The 17,290-nt window shown below is 69.9% G+C and carries 20 protein-coding genes and 1 pseudogene; 13 read left to right on the forward strand and 8 right to left on the reverse strand.

Annotated features, from left to right (window positions below; translation table 11 throughout):
• Positions 1-688 precede the first annotated feature (688 nt).
• From ACZ6RC_RS32235 to ACZ6RC_RS32255, 5 genes and pseudogenes are all read left to right on the forward strand, one after another.
• The gene (locus tag ACZ6RC_RS32235; protein ID WP_469590057.1) at positions 689-1,591 is read left to right on the forward strand and encodes a hypothetical protein; all 903 of its coding nucleotides are present in this window, start codon (positions 689-691) and stop codon (positions 1,589-1,591) included.
• A gap of 300 nt (positions 1,592-1,891) precedes the next feature.
• Positions 1,892-2,584 (forward strand): hypothetical protein, encoded by a 693-nt coding sequence (locus ACZ6RC_RS32240; protein ID WP_469590060.1) that lies wholly within the window; start codon positions 1,892-1,894, stop codon positions 2,582-2,584.
• 76 nt (positions 2,585-2,660) lie between these two features.
• The gene (locus tag ACZ6RC_RS32245; protein WP_469590063.1) at positions 2,661-3,704 is read left to right on the forward strand and encodes a hypothetical protein; all 1,044 of its coding nucleotides are present in this window, start codon (positions 2,661-2,663) and stop codon (positions 3,702-3,704) included.
• A pseudogene (locus ACZ6RC_RS32250) lies at positions 3,701-4,866 on the forward strand (C40 family peptidase). The gene ACZ6RC_RS32245 and the pseudogene ACZ6RC_RS32250 overlap by 4 nt, the downstream one beginning before the upstream one ends.
• A gap of 589 nt (positions 4,867-5,455) precedes the next feature.
• Positions 5,456-5,932 carry an HNH endonuclease gene (locus ACZ6RC_RS32255; protein WP_469590065.1) on the forward strand — a complete coding sequence of 159 codons (477 nt, stop codon included), beginning with the start codon at positions 5,456-5,458 and terminating at the stop codon, positions 5,930-5,932.
• An 81-nt stretch (positions 5,933-6,013) separates the two neighbouring features.
• Here the strand turns inward: ACZ6RC_RS32255 and ACZ6RC_RS32260 are convergent, their stop codons facing one another.
• Complete coding sequence (locus ACZ6RC_RS32260) at positions 6,014-6,547, reverse strand: hypothetical protein (RefSeq protein WP_469590068.1); 534 nt, start codon at positions 6,545-6,547, stop codon at positions 6,014-6,016.
• Between the two features lie 156 nt (positions 6,548-6,703).
• Between ACZ6RC_RS32260 and ACZ6RC_RS32265 the strand changes: the two genes are divergently transcribed.
• Positions 6,704-6,997 (forward strand): hypothetical protein, encoded by a 294-nt coding sequence (locus ACZ6RC_RS32265; RefSeq protein ID WP_469590071.1) that lies wholly within the window; start codon positions 6,704-6,706, stop codon positions 6,995-6,997.
• Here ACZ6RC_RS32265 and ACZ6RC_RS32270 read toward each other — a convergent pair.
• From ACZ6RC_RS32270 to ACZ6RC_RS32290, 5 genes are all read right to left on the reverse strand, one after another.
• Positions 6,994-7,599 (reverse strand): GIY-YIG nuclease family protein, encoded by a 606-nt coding sequence (locus ACZ6RC_RS32270; protein ID WP_469590073.1) that lies wholly within the window; start codon positions 7,597-7,599, stop codon positions 6,994-6,996. The genes ACZ6RC_RS32265 and ACZ6RC_RS32270 overlap by 4 nt on opposite strands.
• 56 nt (positions 7,600-7,655) lie before the next feature.
• Positions 7,656-8,135, reverse strand: coding sequence for a hypothetical protein (locus ACZ6RC_RS32275; RefSeq protein ID WP_469590075.1), 480 nt, complete (start codon positions 8,133-8,135; stop codon positions 7,656-7,658).
• 57 nt (positions 8,136-8,192) lie between these two features.
• Positions 8,193-8,387 carry a hypothetical protein gene (locus ACZ6RC_RS32280; protein WP_469590078.1) on the reverse strand — a complete coding sequence of 65 codons (195 nt, stop codon included), beginning with the start codon at positions 8,385-8,387 and terminating at the stop codon, positions 8,193-8,195.
• Between the two features lie 60 nt (positions 8,388-8,447).
• Positions 8,448-8,858, reverse strand: a complete 411-nt coding sequence (locus ACZ6RC_RS32285) for an FxLYD domain-containing protein (RefSeq protein ID WP_469590081.1) — start codon at positions 8,856-8,858, stop codon at positions 8,448-8,450.
• A gap of 523 nt (positions 8,859-9,381) precedes the next feature.
• Entirely contained in the window at positions 9,382-9,696 is a 315-nt protein-coding gene (locus ACZ6RC_RS32290) for a hypothetical protein (RefSeq protein WP_469590083.1), read from the reverse strand.
• Between the two features lie 261 nt (positions 9,697-9,957).
• Here ACZ6RC_RS32290 and ACZ6RC_RS32295 point away from each other — a divergent pair, with 261 nt between their 5' ends.
• The 7 genes from ACZ6RC_RS32295 (at position 9,958) to ACZ6RC_RS32325 (ending at position 15,397) form a co-directional block, all read left to right on the forward strand.
• Entirely contained in the window at positions 9,958-10,383 is a 426-nt protein-coding gene (locus ACZ6RC_RS32295; protein WP_469590088.1) for a hypothetical protein, read from the forward strand.
• 225 nt (positions 10,384-10,608) lie between these two features.
• Positions 10,609-11,067, forward strand: a complete 459-nt coding sequence (locus ACZ6RC_RS32300; protein ID WP_469590091.1) for a hypothetical protein — start codon at positions 10,609-10,611, stop codon at positions 11,065-11,067.
• On the forward strand, positions 11,064-11,597 hold the full coding sequence (locus ACZ6RC_RS32305) for a hypothetical protein (protein WP_469590094.1): 534 nt from the start codon (positions 11,064-11,066) through the stop codon (positions 11,595-11,597). The genes ACZ6RC_RS32300 and ACZ6RC_RS32305 overlap by 4 nt, the downstream gene beginning before the upstream one ends.
• Before the next feature lie 695 nt (positions 11,598-12,292).
• Positions 12,293-13,333 carry a bifunctional DNA primase/polymerase gene (locus ACZ6RC_RS32310; RefSeq protein ID WP_469590097.1) on the forward strand — a complete coding sequence of 347 codons (1,041 nt, stop codon included), beginning with the start codon at positions 12,293-12,295 and terminating at the stop codon, positions 13,331-13,333.
• A gap of 26 nt (positions 13,334-13,359) precedes the next feature.
• Positions 13,360-14,856: a DNA primase family protein gene (locus ACZ6RC_RS32315; RefSeq protein ID WP_469590116.1), complete on the forward strand. Its 1,497-nt coding sequence runs from the start codon at positions 13,360-13,362 to the stop codon at positions 14,854-14,856.
• Positions 14,853-15,254 (forward strand): DUF6009 family protein, encoded by a 402-nt coding sequence (locus ACZ6RC_RS32320; RefSeq protein ID WP_469590100.1) that lies wholly within the window; start codon positions 14,853-14,855, stop codon positions 15,252-15,254. Before ACZ6RC_RS32315 ends, ACZ6RC_RS32320 begins: the two co-directional genes overlap by 4 nt.
• Positions 15,251-15,397, forward strand: a complete 147-nt coding sequence (locus tag ACZ6RC_RS32325; protein WP_469590103.1) for a hypothetical protein — start codon at positions 15,251-15,253, stop codon at positions 15,395-15,397. Before ACZ6RC_RS32320 ends, ACZ6RC_RS32325 begins: the two co-directional genes overlap by 4 nt.
• Positions 15,398-15,646: 249 nt before the next feature.
• Here the strand turns inward: ACZ6RC_RS32325 and ACZ6RC_RS32330 are convergent, their stop codons facing one another.
• Positions 15,647-16,237, reverse strand: a complete 591-nt coding sequence (locus tag ACZ6RC_RS32330) for an SMI1/KNR4 family protein (RefSeq protein ID WP_469590107.1) — start codon at positions 16,235-16,237, stop codon at positions 15,647-15,649.
• Positions 16,238-16,334: 97 nt separating this feature from the next.
• Complete coding sequence (locus ACZ6RC_RS32335) at positions 16,335-16,703, reverse strand: hypothetical protein (protein WP_469590110.1); 369 nt, start codon at positions 16,701-16,703, stop codon at positions 16,335-16,337.
• Between the last annotated feature and the right edge of the window lie 587 nt (positions 16,704-17,290).

Genomic DNA, 17,290 nt, shown 5'->3' on the forward strand with positions numbered 1-17,290 from the left:
ACTTGACGACGACTTCGCAGCCACGGTCCCGGATCGCTCGGGCCAGGAGTTCGGAAAGACCGCCGGCGGGGGTGCCAGCCGCCTATACGTGGCGATGTGGCGGGGCCGCCGATGAGGTTGACGAGCAGCTCACGGGGCGCCGGAGGATGCAGAACGACGTCCTGAACGCGAACGCGGGGGAGAGGGCCGTCGACTCGAGGATGTTGCGGGCGGCGGCTGGGATGCGCGCCACAGCTACACAGAAGTCGAGTGAGAACCCGTTCATCCCGCACAGAGCCACCCAGCCGTCCCGCCGTGATCAGTGGCACGCAGCCGGTGCCGTGACCGGTCGGCCAACCCGCCCTGCCCAATCCCGACCCGGTGGCCGAACCAGGCCCGCCGGTCACCGGTCATGACCGGTCCGCAGCCATCGGTCACCCGTCCGCCGCGCCCTCGCTCCCGCCTCCTGGGCAAGCCGTCGGCAGCACAAACCCGAGGCTTGCCCACCCCTCAAGGAGGCTGGCCCACAGTTGCGAGGACCGGTCACGGAGGCTTGACCAACCCCCCGCCAGGTTTGCCCAACTGGTCACCGAAGGCTTGCCCAGGTACAGGGCAAGCCTCTTATCTGCGCTCTTAGGGTGGCGGGCAAGCCTTCGGGCAAGCCGCTCTGAGGAGTGTGTACGGCACGAGATCCGAAAGGAAACGTGCCGTGCACGACGCTTCACACCCCGCCGCCGGCGGCAGGTTCTTCGACCGGCTGGATACCGACTGGGCCGCGCTGTGCGCGGACCCCGCCCTCCAGCAAGCGGTGACCGACTGGGTGACCGATGGCCACCTGACCGACGCCATCGGGGCGGTGACCGATTCCTGGGCCGGCTCCCTGACGCCCGCCCAGCCTCTCGCCGCGCTCCGCCCGGCGGCCGACGGCGTGACCGATGCGCTGACCGATGCCGTCCTGCGCGTCCTCCTGCAGCGCGCCGCTGGCCGTGACCGATCGGCCGTCCTCGCCGGCCGCGTCATCGTCCAGGCGATGCTGCCCGCCGTCATCCGCATCACCCGCGGACAGGTCCGGACGACCGGCGGCCGGACCCGCGACGCCGTCGGTCACGTGACCGTGGCCGCCCTCTACGAAGTGGCCCGCGCCGGTCGCATCCACCTTCGCCCTGGCAGGCCTGCCGCCAACCTCGCGCTCGACACCCTGCGCCAGGTCCTGGCCGAGCTCGCCGCCGAGCAGGGTCCAGCGGGGGAGGACCTCACGGCTGCGGAGCACATCGCCGCCCCGGCGCCGGGCCCCTACGAGATCGCCCGCGCCCGCACGGTATGCGCGGCCGCCGCAGAAACCGTGCTCCACTCCGGCCCGGCGGACGACGCCGCGGCCGCCCCAGCCCGGCTGGAGCTCCTGGAGCTCCTCCTCGACGCCGTCCGCGACGGCGCGCTCTCGCCCGCGGACGCGCAAGCGCTGGCCTGGCGCCACATCAGCGGCGGCCTCACGGACGCCGAGGCCGCCGAGGCCGCCGCCCGCGCCGGCACCACGGCCGGCGCCTGGCAACGCCGCCGCTCGCGGGCGCTGGCCCGCCTCACAGCATTCCTCCAGCCCATGGCCGCGGCATGAACGGGAACTCGCCCCGCCCCCCTTGGAGATGCGTCTTGACCACACCCGCCGCCGCGACGTCGCTGGACGCGGACGAGGAGCGCGTCACCCGCGCGCAGCGTCTGGTGATCTACCTCGGCGCCGCCCTCATCGCCCGCCCCTTCGACACCGGCACCCACGAGCAGCTCCGCGCCTTCCTCGACGAGGACGCCGAGCCGTCCTCGCCTCGCTCGCCGCACTGCGCCTGCGACCCGAAGCGGAACTCCACAGCCGGATCGCGGAGCTGGCCAGCCACACCCTGCGCTCGGCCGGAGGCACGGCATGAGCCTCGTACGCACCCGCCGCAGGCTGGCCGCACCGGTCGAGCCGCAGACGCCGGACATCCGGGAGGCCGAGGGGGAGCAGGACGCTGGCTGGGTCGGTGGCTGGTCGACCGGCGCCCAGGCCAACTCGGCCGCGCTGATCCGCTGGATCGTCTGGGGCCTGATCGCGCTCGGCCCCCTGCTGGGCGCGCTCGCCTACCTGTCGGGGCCCGCCACGTCCGCGGCCCCGGCGCCGAAGACCGCCCCGTCCGCACCGTCCGCGAGCGGCGGTCAGGGCGTGGCCGGCTTTGCGAGTCTCTTCGTCGCCGCCTACCTGTCCGCCGGCCGTGGCGACGAGCCCAAGCTCGCCGCCTACTACCCGCCGGCCGCCAGCATGCAGCTCGACGAAGTGTCCGGTCAGCGCCGGGGCGAGCAGCTGACCGTCGTCCGGCTCCGGCAGACCGACACTGCCGTCTGGGCGGTCACGGTCGCGGCCCGCGTCATCGGCGGGCAGCCGTCGCCGGCGCCGTCCGCGCAGCTGGGCGCCTCCCCGGCCCCAGCGGCTGCGGCCGACGCGGTGCGCTACTTCCAGGTGCCCGTGGCCACCGCGCCCGGTGCCAGGGGAGCGACGGCGTACACCGCGCTCGCGCTGCCGGCCGAGGTCGCCGCGCCTGAGCAGGCCAAGACTCCTCCGTCGCCGGGGAGGTCGTAAACAACGGGGCGAGATCGCTCTTGAGCTGGGCAACCGCGCCACGCAGCTCGCCTACGACCGGGCGATCAACCAGCAGATGGAGCAGCTGAAAAAGTTCAACAAGGACTGCGTCCAGGGCGGCGCGCAGGCCGCGAGGCGGGCCTCGATGGACAAGGTCGGCGGCGCGATCTTCCTGCTTGTCGCCGCGCTGATCGTCACCGTCCTGATCGCCGGAGTCGCCGGCAGCTTCCTCGTCGCGCAGTGCCGCATCGCCTGGGACGCCGTACGGGCCGAACCCGCCCTTGTGGCCGGCCTGGTGCCCGGCGCCGGCCGCGGCTACCTGTGGGACTGGGCGGCATCCGTCCTGCACTCCCTTGGGCAGCTCCTCGCCTCCATCATCAGCCTCGCCGTCCTCATTCTGATCATCCAGGCCGTCCTCGACCCCGTGCAGCAGGACTGGGGCAACGGACTCACGCTCCGGTTCCTGGCCGCGGACATCGTGTGCATCGGCGCGATCAGGAAGCGCAAGGCCCTCACGGTCAAGTCCAGGCAGGCCGCTGCGAACTTCCGCGCCAAGATGTCCGCCGCCCGGTTCGGGGGGACCAACGGCTCCGTCTTCACGCCGTCCTCCACCCCGGTGGCGAAGAACCAGTCGATCGCCCGCAAGGTCACCCGCGGGGCCGTGCGCACCGCGATGGTCGGCGTAGCGGTCGCCTCGGACAACCCGATCGCCGCCCTCGGCTACGCCACGAGTTCAAGCGTCAGCACCGTCGCCCTGATGAACCGAATCCAGTCCGGGCGCAACGGCGGCCGCCGACCGGCCAGGCCTGCGGGTCATCACCATCACCAGCCCCATCACCAGCCGCAGCCGCAGCCCCAGCCCCAGCCCCAGCCCCAGCCCCAGCCCCAGCCCCAGCCGGGCAACGCCGGCAACCCGGGCCAGCCACCGCTCCTCCCGCCGCAAAATGCGCCCGGCGCGCCGGCGAATCAGCTCCCGGCCGGGCCGGCCGGCCCCCCGGCCACGCAGACAACGAGGCGCCGCCAGCCCCGCCGCCAGGTCGCGATTCAGCCCGCGGCCTCGACGCGCCAGCAGCAGCTCCGGCAGCGTCTGGACCGCGGCCGCCGACGGCGCCGCTCATGAAGAAGACGTTCAAGGGGTGGCGGGCTGGTGTTGCAGGCCTGCTCGGCCTGGGCCTCGTCCTGCTGGCCGCGACCGGGGCACACGTCGCCGGTCTCGGCCGGAGCGAGGCCGAGGCCGCGGCGGCCTCGGCCCGCTGCCCCGCCGGCGGCCAGTCCGGACTCGACCCGGAGACCGCCGACATCGCCCGCAAGGTCAAGGAAATGGTCGTCGGCAGCGGCGACGTCAACGTCCCGGCCTCTCCGAGCCTGGGAAGCAGCTCCCCAACGCGAAGGTCATCGTCGCGACCGGCATCCAGAAGCGGGTGCCGGCCCGCGGATAGGTCATCGCCCTCGCGACGGCCCTCCAGGAGTCCACCCTGATCAACCGAGACCATGGCGACCGCGACTCTCTCGGCCTGTTCCAGCAGCGGCCCTCCAAGGGCTGGGGGACCCGGGAGCAGGTCATGGACCCTGTCTACTCCTCCGGGAAGTTCTACGACGGGCTCGTCAAGATAAAGGACTGGGAGCAGATGCCCGTGACCGTGGCCGCGCAGAAGGTCCAGCGCAGCGGATTCCCCGCCGCGTACGCCAAGCACGAGCCACTCGCCACCGCTCTCCAGCAGGCCATCGCCCCCACCCTCGGCGCCGCGCCCGCCGGTTCCCTGCCGCAACAGTCCGGTCTCGGCGGCAGCTTCGGCCCGCGCGCGTGCACCGGCCAGGGAAGCGGAAACGTGGACTTCGGGCAGATCCCGCCCGGCACGCTCCCGGAGGGCTACCAGATCCCGGCCACCGCGCCGACGCAGGTACAGACGGCGATCCGCTGGGCCCTCGGCCAGCTCAACACCCCGTACCAGTGGGGCGGCAGCTGCACCAACCCCCACGGCAAAAAGGCCTCCGAGCGGTGCGACTGCTCCTCCCTGACCCAGCGCGCGTACGGCGTGGCCGGCAAGGAGATCACCCGTACCACCTACACCCAGATCCACGACGGCCGCGTCGTGCCGACGAGCACCATCCAGCCGGGAGACCTTCTCTTCGCTGTCGGCTCCGCCGCCCGCCCCGAACACGTCGCCCTGGCGATCGGCTACGGATACGTGGTCCATGCCCCGAAGCCAGGCCGCGTCGTCGAGGTCACCCAGCAAAGCAACCTGGGCCCGATCCTCCTGGTCGTACGCGTCGTCAGCTGAGCGCCGCTACGAAGCCGAGCACCCCGCCGAGCGGTACACCGTCGACACCATCACCTCCGACGCCCCGTACCACCAACTGGCCACCCTCCGCATCGACCAAGGCCGGCCACAACGCCGTCAGCGCCGCATTGGCCCGGAAGCTGAGGGAGGAGCGGGCGCGCGCTGAGCGGATCACGACCGAGCGGGACACGCTCGGCCGCGAGGCCGACCGCCTCCGCAAGGACTACCTGGAGGAGCGCACCCGCGCCGAGCGGGCCGAGGCCGAGCGGGACGGGGCGCACGGCCTGGCCGGTGTCGGTGCCGGCAGCTTCGGCGGCGGCCTGGGCGACGCCTTCGGCGGACCGCGAACGGGTCCAACTCGTCGCACACCTCGCCAGCCTCTTCCCCGGCCACATCGGCTACACCGACCCCAGCAGCCCCGAGTGGGCCGTGATCATCGTCCAGACCCCGGCTGGCCAAATGTCCTGGAACGTTGCCCCCAGCAACATGGACCTCTTCGGCCACGTGGAAGCATTAACCCCAACGTGACGCCGCACGCCCAACGAGGATGACAACCGGCAGACCACAAGACGCCGACGGGGGACCGGACTTGACCGCCACCGACACCACTTCGGACGGCACCTTGCTGCCGCCACCCCTATGGCTCACCTTCGAAGCCTTCCTCGCCAACACCCCCATGCGCGACATTCGGCACTGGTGCGGTCGGAAAGCCGTCCGAGCCAACCGCAACCGACTGATGAGCGGACGCCCCACCGAACGAATCACCACAAACGACGTCGTGTCGATACTGACCGCCGCCCGCGGACGATGCTCCAGTTGCGGGTCCCTCGCCGTCGAGCCTGCGCCCATGCACCCGGAGACCCGCAAGCCCCTCCCCTGGGCCCACATCGGACGCCGGATCGGCAGCCTGGACCACGTCGTCTCGCGCTTCGACGGCGGCCCGAACACGGTCGACAACCTGCGCTGGTCCTGCCACTGGTGCAACACGTGGCCCAGCGAGCGAACCCCCGGCGCAACAGACCACGGCGCACTTCAGCCACCGCCGAACCTCATCGCAGACGACTGACGACAACACGAAGGGCGCACCCAGTCGAGGTCGGGCCAGAAGCAGGCGATCTGGCGGAGCTGCTGGGGGTGAGGGTGGTGTTCATGGTGCGCTCCGGGGCGTGCGTGGGGCGGGTACGGTGATCGCACCGAGTGGGGCGCGCCCGCAAGGTCTTGGCGCCTGCACGGCACGGGCGATCTCGTCGGCGGTGTCGAGGAGCGCGGCCTCGACCAGGTGCATGGCGTCGTGGACGGCGAGGCTGATCGGGACCGGGCGGGCGCCGAGCTGGTCGGGGGAGCGGAGGGTGGTGCGCGCGCGCCGCAGCAGCCGCCGGCCCCGGCCCGCGCCGCGACAGCCCGGACCCGCGCGGACCGCGTCTACTGCGAGGACCGGGCGCGCCGGATCGAAGCCGCCCGCCGCGACGCCTGCGACCCGCGGCGCTGGCAGCAGAACCGCGACCGGACCGCGATCCGCGCCGCCCTGTGGCTGCCCGGACGAGCGGACGGCGGCCCGGGCCCGTTCCGGCCGATGAGCGTGGCGGAGCACCGGCGCGTCGGACGGGGCGCGGCCGGCGCGCTCGGCCGGGTCGAGACGGGCGCTCGACCTGGCGGACGCCCGCAGGGAGTTGGCGTCCATCCGCCCGTGCCCCTGCGGCGGGACGATCGAGGTGTACGGCGGCCGCGGGGCGCTCCCCGTGCCCGGTGCAAGGGATGCGGTGCCCTGTGGTCCGAAAGAGGCGTCATTGCCACCTGAAACCGGGCATCCTGGCGCCTTCACACCGGAGGGGACACCATGCACAACCGCCGCGCGCTCGTCGCGCTCACGCTCGTGCTCGTCGCTGGAACGACCGCATGCTCCAGCGGCCCGACGTACGACGAATCCGTGGAACTGTGCCGCAAGGCGCTCGTGGAACGGCCCGAGGGCGAGACCGGTAAGCCGGAGGAATGCGAGCCGCTGAAGCAGGACGACTATGACACCGTCAACATGAGCGCCGTGATCGACCGTCTCGGCTGGACCGACGAAAACGGCAGGTTCGACAAGAACAAGATGCTCGGCGACACGCAGGACGACACGGAAGAGGACTAGCGTTCCGGCCGGCGGGTGCGGCAATCGACCGCACCCGCTGGACCCTGTCGGTGAGCAAGCACGACCGCAAGCTCACCTGCCGTGAGCGCAGCCTCCCGCAGCTGCGCCTTCCAGATCGCCAGGTCCAGCCAGTAGCGAGCAGCCGTCACCTCGTCCTCAAGCCAGCCATCCTCTTCAGGGCGGGAAGGGCGCTCGGGGACACCGGCGGGAAGAGTGGGACGCAACCCACCCGTCAAGTCGCCCCAGGACTCCGCATTGTGCAGGGGTAGTTCGCCCCGGACCGCCGTCCGCTCTGCCTGATGGGCGGCTGTCCGTCGGTCGAACCACTCCTCTTGCCGCTCGACCACCTGAGGCCACCACCAGTGCGTCTTCCGGTGCTCCTTCCACCTGCGCTTCAGGTCGGAGCTGATGCCCACATAGAGCAGCCTGCCGAAGACGTCAAAGAGCCTGTACAAGCAGGTAGGCATGGCATCGAGGGCGGCGCGCCGTGCGGTGAGCGCCTCGTCGTGGCAGCGCGGACAGGCTGGTGATGGCTTCCATGTGCCCCACTTGATGGCGTCGGCACTGCCGCAGACTGTGCAGAGTTGCATGCTGCGGATCATGTCGTGCTGGTGTGACAACCTCCGAGGTGGCGGCCCGAGGCCGGTGTAGTCGCCGACTAGCTGCGGTTCTTCGGCGGGACCCGGACAGGCACGAAGTCGTCGCTCCCGTTCCACCTCGCGAAGAGCTGCGGCGGAATGTGAGCCTCATGAAGGCCACCGGCCATCTCGAAGTCCACGCCCTCGTAGGGCTGCAAGGTCACCTCTCCCGTACCGCGAAGCTTGAACACCGTAGGCAGGTCTTCATCCTCGAAGGTGATGTTGATAGCGGGCGCGGTCCCCTCATTCGTCAACCGGTACACGTCCCTGTCCACGTGGATGAGCTCCAGGCCTACCCGCGGCCTGGAGGCTTCCTCTGCGGCTGCGCGACGTTCATCTGCCTCCCGCCGCTGGTCGGCCAGTGTCTCCTCAGCGGCTGCGGCAGAGCGCTCGGCAGCGTTCGCCGACTTCTTGCCGTCTCCTCGGGCCTTCACGGCCACGATGAGTGCCGCGCCCGACATGGCGACGGCGGCCAGTGCAGATCCATCTCCCCAGTCCATGGCCGGACACTACGGCGGTGGTCGCCATCTTTTCGAGGGACTGATTGTGCAGACAATTCAGCGACTCCACCGCTCGGGCCCGCCGCCACGCCACTCGATCGGCGGCCAGTCCTCCTCGTCGAGCCACCCGGCCCGGCGCAGGAACTCGGCCAGATCTGTGAGGCTGGTCGCACGGCCGAGGACCTTCTCGTCGACGTGCACCCGCCGGCCGGTCTCGTCGGGCGGGTAGACGATCACGCGCGGCTCGGTCATGACGTCCACCCTGGACCCGGGACGGGCCCACCCGCGCATCCGGACACCATGGAACGAATCTCAGGACGCATAGCGGGTAACGTCCGTGATCCGGCATGTGATCTTGACCGACACCGGCGTCAGGCTCGACGCCGTCACTGTCGCCTGCTGCCCGGCTGCCAGCCCACTCGATCCCGTGAGCGCCTCACCGAGGCGCTTGTTGGACGCGTCGACGAACTCGACTTCCACGGCGTAGTTGCTGGCTTTGCTCGACCGATTCGTGATGAGCAGTGTCGCGCTCGGCCACTTGGTCGCGGGGTCGACCTCGCATGCTGTGATCCGTACGTCGCCGCGAGCTCCGCTCTCGTCCTCCGGCCGCTCGCGCTCCGCTGACCGGCTTGCGGGGCTGGCTGGAGTTCGGTCGGGCCCCTCGCCGTTATCGCCCCCGACGGCCAGGATGCCCACGAATAGTGCGACCACCAGCACGATCACGCCGAGGCACGAGAAGCCGATGATCCTGCCTGTCTTCCTCTTCCGAGGTGGAGGCGGGCCTCCCTGGCCAGGCGAGTGGTCCCACCCAGGCGGGGGTGTTTGTTGCGACATGAGGACAGCGTCTGCCGGACTGCTGCTGTACGCATCCGGACAAGGCCGGACGGCCGAAGGGCAGCACAGAGCCCCCACCTCCTGCACGTCGGCGGAGGTGGGGGCTCACCGAGCGTGGCTACGGGCGCCATGCCTCGTCGTTCGGGATACCGGCTGCACTGGTTCCCCTACGAGATCACCCGATGCCGGAAGCTGACCCGCAGCACAGTGAGCACGCGCGCGTTGTTCGGCAACGAAAAGCTGCGGCCACCCTTCCCGAGGCTTCAGCCTGTCCGGCCAGAGCCTTGAAAACGGCCGCGGTCGCTCCTTGCCTCACTTCGTTGTTGCTTGAACAGGTGAGGAAGGTGGGGAGCAAAAAGCATGCGTGGGCTCCGCCGACCTGACGGTCGGCGGAGCCCTGTGATCATGGACCTCAGCTGTGGGTCAACTGATCAGCCCGCACTTCGAACTCGATGCGTCCGTCGAGTGACTCCAGCCCCCAGGGGGCGACGGAGATCTTGACCGTGTCCGCGGTGCCCGAGCTGTTGCCGCTGGTCAGGATGTCGCAGAGGATTGCCACTTCGACGGGATAGCTGGAGTCGGAGTGCCGGTCCTCACCGCTGAAGACAGGCCACTTGTCGATGAAGGTCCATTGCTGGTGATGGGCGTCGGTGAAGCGGACTTCGACCAGGCCGGGCTGGGGTTCGTCATCGACCCATCGGACCGCTTCGCAACGCAGGAGGACCATGGGCAGACTCTGCCATCACGGCCTGCGGTCGGCAGCCGGATTTCTCGGCTGCCGACCGGTCGATGGTGCTCTCACGGAGCCCTGCGGAGCGGGACGACATCGGGAAGCTCGTATCGACGACGAGTTCGAGCGTCGCACACTGCCGAACCCTGGGCCGGTGAACGCCTCCAGGGTGGACGGCTGGTGGTGGTCAAGGATCCGTGAGCACTGAGAAGACGTTCGACATGCCGCTCAACCTCTTCTCTGGTGAGGGGTGGAATTGTGGAAAAGTCGATCTTGGCCGAGTCCATCAGGTACTCCGCTGTGTGCCAGGGGTGCGGTGCCGAGGCGGAGTGGTGCGGCGTGCAGGCGCTGGTGGGCGAGACGCTGCGGTGGGATGTTGAGTCGACGTGTTCGACCTGTGGGTTCACGCTGGCCGTTTGCGGCGGTGACCTGCCGGATGAAATGCGTAGCCGACTGCTCTCCGAGCGCGGGCGCGCGAGGGTTCGCCTGAGCGGATCGACGAGCAACGCCCTCGTCATGCGCGTGCTGCGGGCGGAACTTGGCATCGGCTTGGACAGCGTCAAGGCCGTGCTGGAGCAGGTCCTCAGCGGGCAGTACTCAGGGACGCTCCCCGAGATGGAGCTCCTGGCCCGCAAGCTGCGGGCATCTGGGATCGAGGCGGTCGCCTCACGGACTGTGGTGTGAATGAGACTGCAGCGCCGGATGACTTCGACGCCGAGCGAAGCCGGAGGAGCACCGGGCATTTATCAGCACCCACCCCTAACGCAAAGGGAAGGTAAAGCATCCGGTTGCGGTGTCTGAACTGGCCGCCGTCTCCTACTTGGTCCAGGTGAAGGGCTTCTTTCATCCTCGACCTGGAGGCACTGTGCAGCACATCGCCCCGCCCCGGCCGACCTCCGGCCGGCAGACATGAGTCTCCCGAGCCTGTCGGTCAACGAGCTCTTCGCCCAGCTCCAGGCCATCCTGCACGCGAGCGCCCTCTACCTGGTCACCCTCAGCGTCCTGGGGGCGGCGGTCTGGGTGTGGTGGACGATCCGGCGCGCGGCCCTCATTCGGGAAGCCCTCGCTGACCGGGTCCAGGTGGAGACGATCCCGACGGCGACCTTCGATCCCAGCGAGGGAGAGGTCGGCCGCTGGGCCCGGCAGCTCGGTCGCGTGCATTACGCGGCCGCAGGCGTACCGGCCCGCGGGTCCGCGGTGCGCCTTCGGTACGCCGCCGTGGACGGCAAGATGCGCTGCTACATCGAAGGCCCGGCCGCCGCGGCCGCGATCCTGAACATGCCCGGCTTCGCCGAGGTCGAGGTCCGAACCCAGCACGGCCAGGCCGATATCCGACCGGTCCGCTTCGGCCCGGGAGGCACCTCGTGACCGCCGTCATCTCCCTCGCCAAGCCGGCGCAGGTGCCCGCCGTCCAGGCGAGCACGCGCCGGTACGTGCAGCGCGCCGAGCTCGCCGTGGGCCTGCCCGACTACAAAGGTCTCGCTTCCCTCGGCCTGAGCCCGGACCCCCTGCAGCAGCTGGCCGCGGCCATGGCCTCGGTCCGCACCGAGGACGGGGAGAGGGCGGAGGCTGTCTTCGATCTGGTCCCGGTCTCCGAGCGGCGCCTGGCCCGCCGCCGGCGCCGCTTGATGGCGCGGGCCGCCCGCCGGGGGCCGTCCGCGTACGGCGAGCGCCTCACCGGCTCACTCGGCGGAGGCGGCTTCTCGGGATCCATGACCTCCGCCTGGTCCGGTGGCGCCGGAGCCTCCAGCAGGTCTGAACGGATTCCGCGGCAGACCGACCTGCGCGACGGCGTCGGCCCCAGACGGCCAAAGGCTCCCGTGCGCCCCGGCGCCAGGCCACGCTGCCGGCCTGGCGCTACCGCTACCCGGCGTTCCCCCGGCTCCTCCTCGTCCTGACCGGAGCCTCCGAGGAACGCCTAGCCCGCCGGATCGCCGACCCGCGAAGCCTCGCCGCCAGCGACCCCGCACTCGCCACCACCCAGTTACGCCTGGATCTCCGGTGCAGTCAGTGCTGCAACCTGAGCAGCCAATGGCCCATCCTCCCCTGGGCACAAGGGCCCTGCGGTGACGGAGTCTGCGCACTGCCTTCCCCGTGATCTGACGACGGTCGGATGTGTTCAGTCGCTTCACCCCAGGGACAGCGACTGAACCGGAGCGACCGTCGCCCCATTCAGTCGCTGACATAAAACACCAGGTCAGAGGGCTACAGACCAGGTGCACAGCGACTGAAGTGACCGAAATTCTATATATCAGCTGTGCAGATCGCGTGTGTGCGTGTCATATATAGGTGTCTACAGTCGCTTCAGTCGCTGTTCCCCTGGGTCCGGAGCCTCTGACCTGGTCGTATGTCTAGCGACTCAAAGCAGCGACCGAAGCGACTCAATCGCTGCCGCAAGTGTTCAGTCGCTGGCATGGACCGCCCGAACGACTCGCCTAGCCCAAGGTGGTCTGCTCGAACGGGCGTTTTCGCTAGGCTGTCTCCGTTATTGAGTCGCTTCAGTCGCTATTGGGGGAACGGGATGCCTGCTGACCTGGGGGTTTCCCCCAGCGACTCAACAGTCGCTGCCACCCCTGCCCTCGCAGGACCCGACATGCTGGCCCTTGCCCGCTGGTGCGCCAGCCTCGGCTGGCCCGTCCACCCGCTAAGCCCCGGCAGGAAGACCCCAGCCGCCAACTGCCCCGCGTGCCGCGAGCCCGGCCACGACCACCGCACCTGCTCCTGCCGCGGGGAAGGCCGCTGGTGCCACGGCTTTCACGCCGCAACGCTGGACATGCACCGAATCCAGCAGTGGTGGGGCGCCCGCCCGCAGATGGGCGTAGCCGTTGCCTGCGGGCCAGCCGACCTCGTCATCATCGACATCGATACCCACGCTTCCCAGCCCCCGGACAGGAACCGACTCCTGCCCGGATTCGAGATTGCCGAGGACATCGACGTCTCCGCGATGACCACCGGCTTCCACACAATCGCCGTCCTCGCGGCCCTCCGTGGCCAGGCCAGCCCCGCCGACGACACCACCACCCTCCGCGTCCGAACCCCCTCTGGCGGAATGCACGTTTGGTACCGCAACAGCGACGGCCGCCGCTGGCAGTGTTCCTCGGGGTCCAGCAAGACCCGCGCGCTTGCCTGGCAGGTCGACGTCCGAGCCGACGGCGGCTACATCATCGCGCCCGGCACCGTCACTGACGCCGGCGTCTACACCCCGATCGGTACCTCCCGAACCCCCGCACCGCTCCCGCCGTGGCTGGCCCAGGAACTCCAGCGCACCCACCACCTGCCCGCCGCCCACGTCCCGGCCCCTCGCCCCGTACCTGGCCGAGCCCGCCAGGCCGTTGCTGCCGCGCGCCAGAGCGGCGACCCAGTTCTCGCCACCCTGGCCACCGTCCTGGCCGAAGTCGCCGAGTGCGCCAGTGGCAGCGAAGGCACGGGTTTCTCCGAGAAGCTCAACCGGGCCGCCTACACTCTTGGAGGCCTCGTAGCCGGCGGACACCTCACCGAAAACGACGCCAGAGACGCCCTCCTGCAGACCGCCCGCCATGCTCGCCCTGGGCAGGAGCGCAGAGCCGAGGCCATCGTCCGCAGCGGTATGACCGCCGGCGCCCTACGCCCCCTTCACCCTGGGAGCCGCCCGTGAACAGTCCCGCAGGCGGTGAGTCGAACATGCTGTTCGACTTTAACCCCCATGACCTCGCCGCGCAGATCATCGCCAAGTCCGCCCCCGTTCTGCCACCTCAGCAGAAAGGCGTCCCCACTGCCAACCCGGTCGGCCAAGCGACCGCGCACGGCCTCCTGCCCGACACGCTCACCGACCGCGGCAACGCCAAACTCTTCATCCGGCTCTACCAGGCAGACTTCCGGCACGTCCCCGGCCTCGGCTGGTACCGCTGGGACACCACCCGCTGGCAGGTCGACGAAGACGACTCCGTCCTCTGGGCTGCCGGCGAGATCGGCGAACACCTCGCCAGCACCGACCCCACTGGCGAACACCCCGTCGAAGCCCTGCGTAAGCACCGCCGCCGAGCCCTGAGCACAGCAGGGATCAACGCCCTGCTTGCCCAGGCGAAATCCGCACCCGGCATGGTCCTCAGAGCCGAGCACCTCGATGCCGACCCCTACGCCCTGTGCACTCCCGCTGGCATCGTCGACCTGCGCACGGGGCTGGTGCGCATGCCTGACCCGAACAAAGACTTCCACTCCCGCTCCACGACCGTCGGCCCGGCCGCCGTGCCGATCCCCAGGTTCCAGCGATTCCTGGCCGACACCTTCGGCGACGACACCGAAGGCACCGGGATGATCGACTTCCTACAGTTGCTGCTCGGCTACTCCATCACCGGTGACGTCGGCGGACAGGTGATGCCGTTCCTCTTCGGCGCCGGCAAGAACGGCAAGTCTGTCCTCCTCGACGTCCTGATGAAACTCCTCGGCGACTACGCCGACGCTGCCCCACCCGGCTTCCTCATGGCCCGCCCCTACGAAGGCCACCCCACGGACCTCGCCGAACTCCACGGACGCCGCGTCGTCGTGTGCTCCGAGGTCAAGCCCGGCGACAAGTTTGACGAAGCCCGCGTCAAGCTCCTCACCGGAGGGGACCGCATCAAGGCCCGCCGCATGCGGCAAGACTTCTTCTCCTTCAACCCCACCCACAAGCTATGGCTCCTCGGCAACCACCGCCCCGAAGTCGGCACCGGCGGCTTCGCCTTCTGGCGCCGCATGCGGCTGATCCCCTTCGAACACACCGTCTCGGACGACCGCAAGATCGACAACCTCGCCGACATCCTCGTCGGGGAGGAAGGCCCTGGAATCCTGAACTGGCTCATCGACGGAGCACGCCGCTACCTTGCCGGCGAGAAGGACCTCACCGGCCCCAACAAGGTCCGCATCGCCACCACCGCTTACGCCGAGACCGAGGACCACACCGGCCGCTTCTTCGACGAGGCCTGCCTCATGGGCCCCGACTGCCGCACCGAGCAGAAGACCCTCTACGAGGCCTACCGGGCCTGGTGCAGCAGCGAAGGCTGCCTGGCAATGAGCAACCGCACCTTCGCCGCCAGAGCGCGCGAACTTCTCGGACTTTCTTCCCCGAAAGAGATGATCTTGTCGAATTCGAGGAAGTACTACCCTGGCATCGGACTGCTCGCCCAGGAGGAGACGGCATGAGTTCCCTGATCAGCGAGAACGATCTCAAGCACGAGAACGACATCGTCTGGCTCGAGGACATCTCCCGCCTCGACTACGTCCGCCAGAGCCTCGACCGCCTCCCCACCCGCGCCGGCAAACCCGCCTACCACCGCGACGGCCGAATGATCGGCTATGCAGTCCTTGACACCACCGCCAAGGCATCCCGCGCCTCCGGTACCTTCCGCCGTCGCGTCTTCTGGCTCCTCCCACACGATCGTGATACCGAGCCCAACGGCCTCTACGCCAGCTCTGCCCCGGCCGAAGCCGTCGATCCCAGCACCCTCCAACCCAGCGTCAAGGGCCGTAAGACCGAGCGCAGTGAAGGCGGCCCCCCGTCCAACGCCATGCGTGAACTCGGTATAAGCCTCCCTCTATGACGCAGCCCGACGCACAGCGACCCAAGCGACTGGAGCGACTGAAGCTCGGACATGACGTTGCAATGCCCGCCACGCGGCAGCACGAGGCGAACATCCAGGTGGAAGAGACCGCGCGATCCGTGGTTTCAGCCGAACCGGTCTGACGACGACCGATAGCGCTGACCGAGCCCCACCGGAACACGCTGATCACGCTGACCGGATGCAAGCGGGCGACGAGCGACCGGCAGGTGGGCCGCAGTGCGCGAGCAAGGGCATCTGATGGTGGCTACGTGGCAGGCCCGGAGGCTCGCACGGTTGACGGGTGTCGCTGTTCGGGAAGCATTTGGTGCCTGGATGAACTGGTGGGGCGCGGTGCTGGGGGTCGCGGGCTTGGCAAGGTCCTGAGGGACGGCCTACGTCGGGCCGGTGATGGTGCGGGGGTGGGCCCAGCCGGGGAGCAGGTCAAAGGAGTCGCGGCCGAGCCACTGCGCGAAGGTGGCTGGTTGGCTGGCGTTCACGGGGTCGAGGCAGAGCGGGACGATGAGGTCGCAAGAGGCGCGTCCGTCCCACCACATCGTGCCGGCCAGGGGACCGGTGACTGCCAGCAGGGTGGAGAAGCCGCAGCCGTGTGCTCGGAGGCGCATCGCGCCTGCCGTCCTCCGGTCCTCGAACTCCTCGCACTCCGCGTCCCAGGCGGCCCAGGCCTCCGTGAACGCAGCGGGGTCGTCGAAGTCCGCTTCCCGCGGCTTGCGGTCCCGCAGGGCGGCGTTGGCCTCCATGCACGAGTCGGGGTGCGGGAACGGCTCCGACAGCAGGTCGCCGCGCAGCACCTCGTCCCCCGGCCACCGCCACACGCCGTCGGTGCGCACCACTGTGAAGCCGTGGGCGCCCGGGCCGCGGAGGTAGGTGCGGTACTCGGAGGGGAAGCGGACACCAAGTGTGAGTTCGGCATCGGATATCTCGGCCTCGGTCAGCGGTGGCCGCAGTGTGGCGGGTCTGTCCATACGGCGAGCGTACGGGCGGCCCGGCGTGGGCGACGTACAGCCGGGCAAAGATGACGGACACCCTGCTGCTGGGCGTAGTGGACGAGCTGCTGCACCATCAGGCTGCGGATGACCATCGACGACGACGGATCGGTACGACCCCGCACCTGGCACCGAGTACCCGTTCTCCATCTCCGACATCGCCCGCCAGGCTGTGCAGGAACTCGGCGCCGGCTGGCACGCCGAGTCCGGCGTCCGACCACTGCACGATCTCGCCGAACCGCTGCACGACCACGGCTAGAAAGCCGCAGCACCCGCCAGTGCACTCGGGTTCCCCCAGCTTCAGGCGGCGGGCCTCTCCGGTGGCCCGGAGTAGGCTGGGCCGCCCCGCCGGCAGCACCTCGGCGGCATACGGCCCGCGGCCGCCCTCATCGACTGCCGCTTCGACGATGTCCTCGCCGTTGACCCAGAACCGCACCTGAGCCACGAACCGGGGTCCCGCCGGCAGTCTCCCTCGTGGTCCACGCCCACGATGAACCGGGCGCCGTCCGGAGCGGTGATCTCGCCGGTCACGCCCCAGTATGGGAGGTCCCATCGCCGGCGCACATCCCCGTGCCGTGCCCCCGCCCGCCGCAGCTCCACTTCGACGCCGTTCCATACGACACCGAAGTGGCCCGTGCTGAGGCGGACCGCTGGTGGCGGGTCTAAGCCCAGCACCGCGCGCCCTGCCCGACTGCGGGGAACAGAGCGCGGCGCCCCTACGCCGACCGCGAGGCGTCGACGATTGCCTGGATAGAAGCCCCTGGTCGCGGCGGCACGGTGTCGGCGGTTCGGACGGATGGCCGCCGGGCAGGCCCTACACCTCGTGGGGTTTGGCTCGCGCCCTGCATACGAGGTGACGGTGCCTATGCCTCGTCGGCCGGCGCACGATCCGGGAGGTCTCGCAGACGCGCCACGAGGGAACGGCAGATGCGCTCGGTCTCCAGGTCGCGAGCGACTGCATCACTCCAAGCGTCGTTGCCTCGGCGCGGTTGCGCGAGCGCCGTCCGGATCCGGGGCAGGGCAGGACGTGCG

The organism is Streptomyces sp. NPDC048353 (assembly GCF_055587165.1).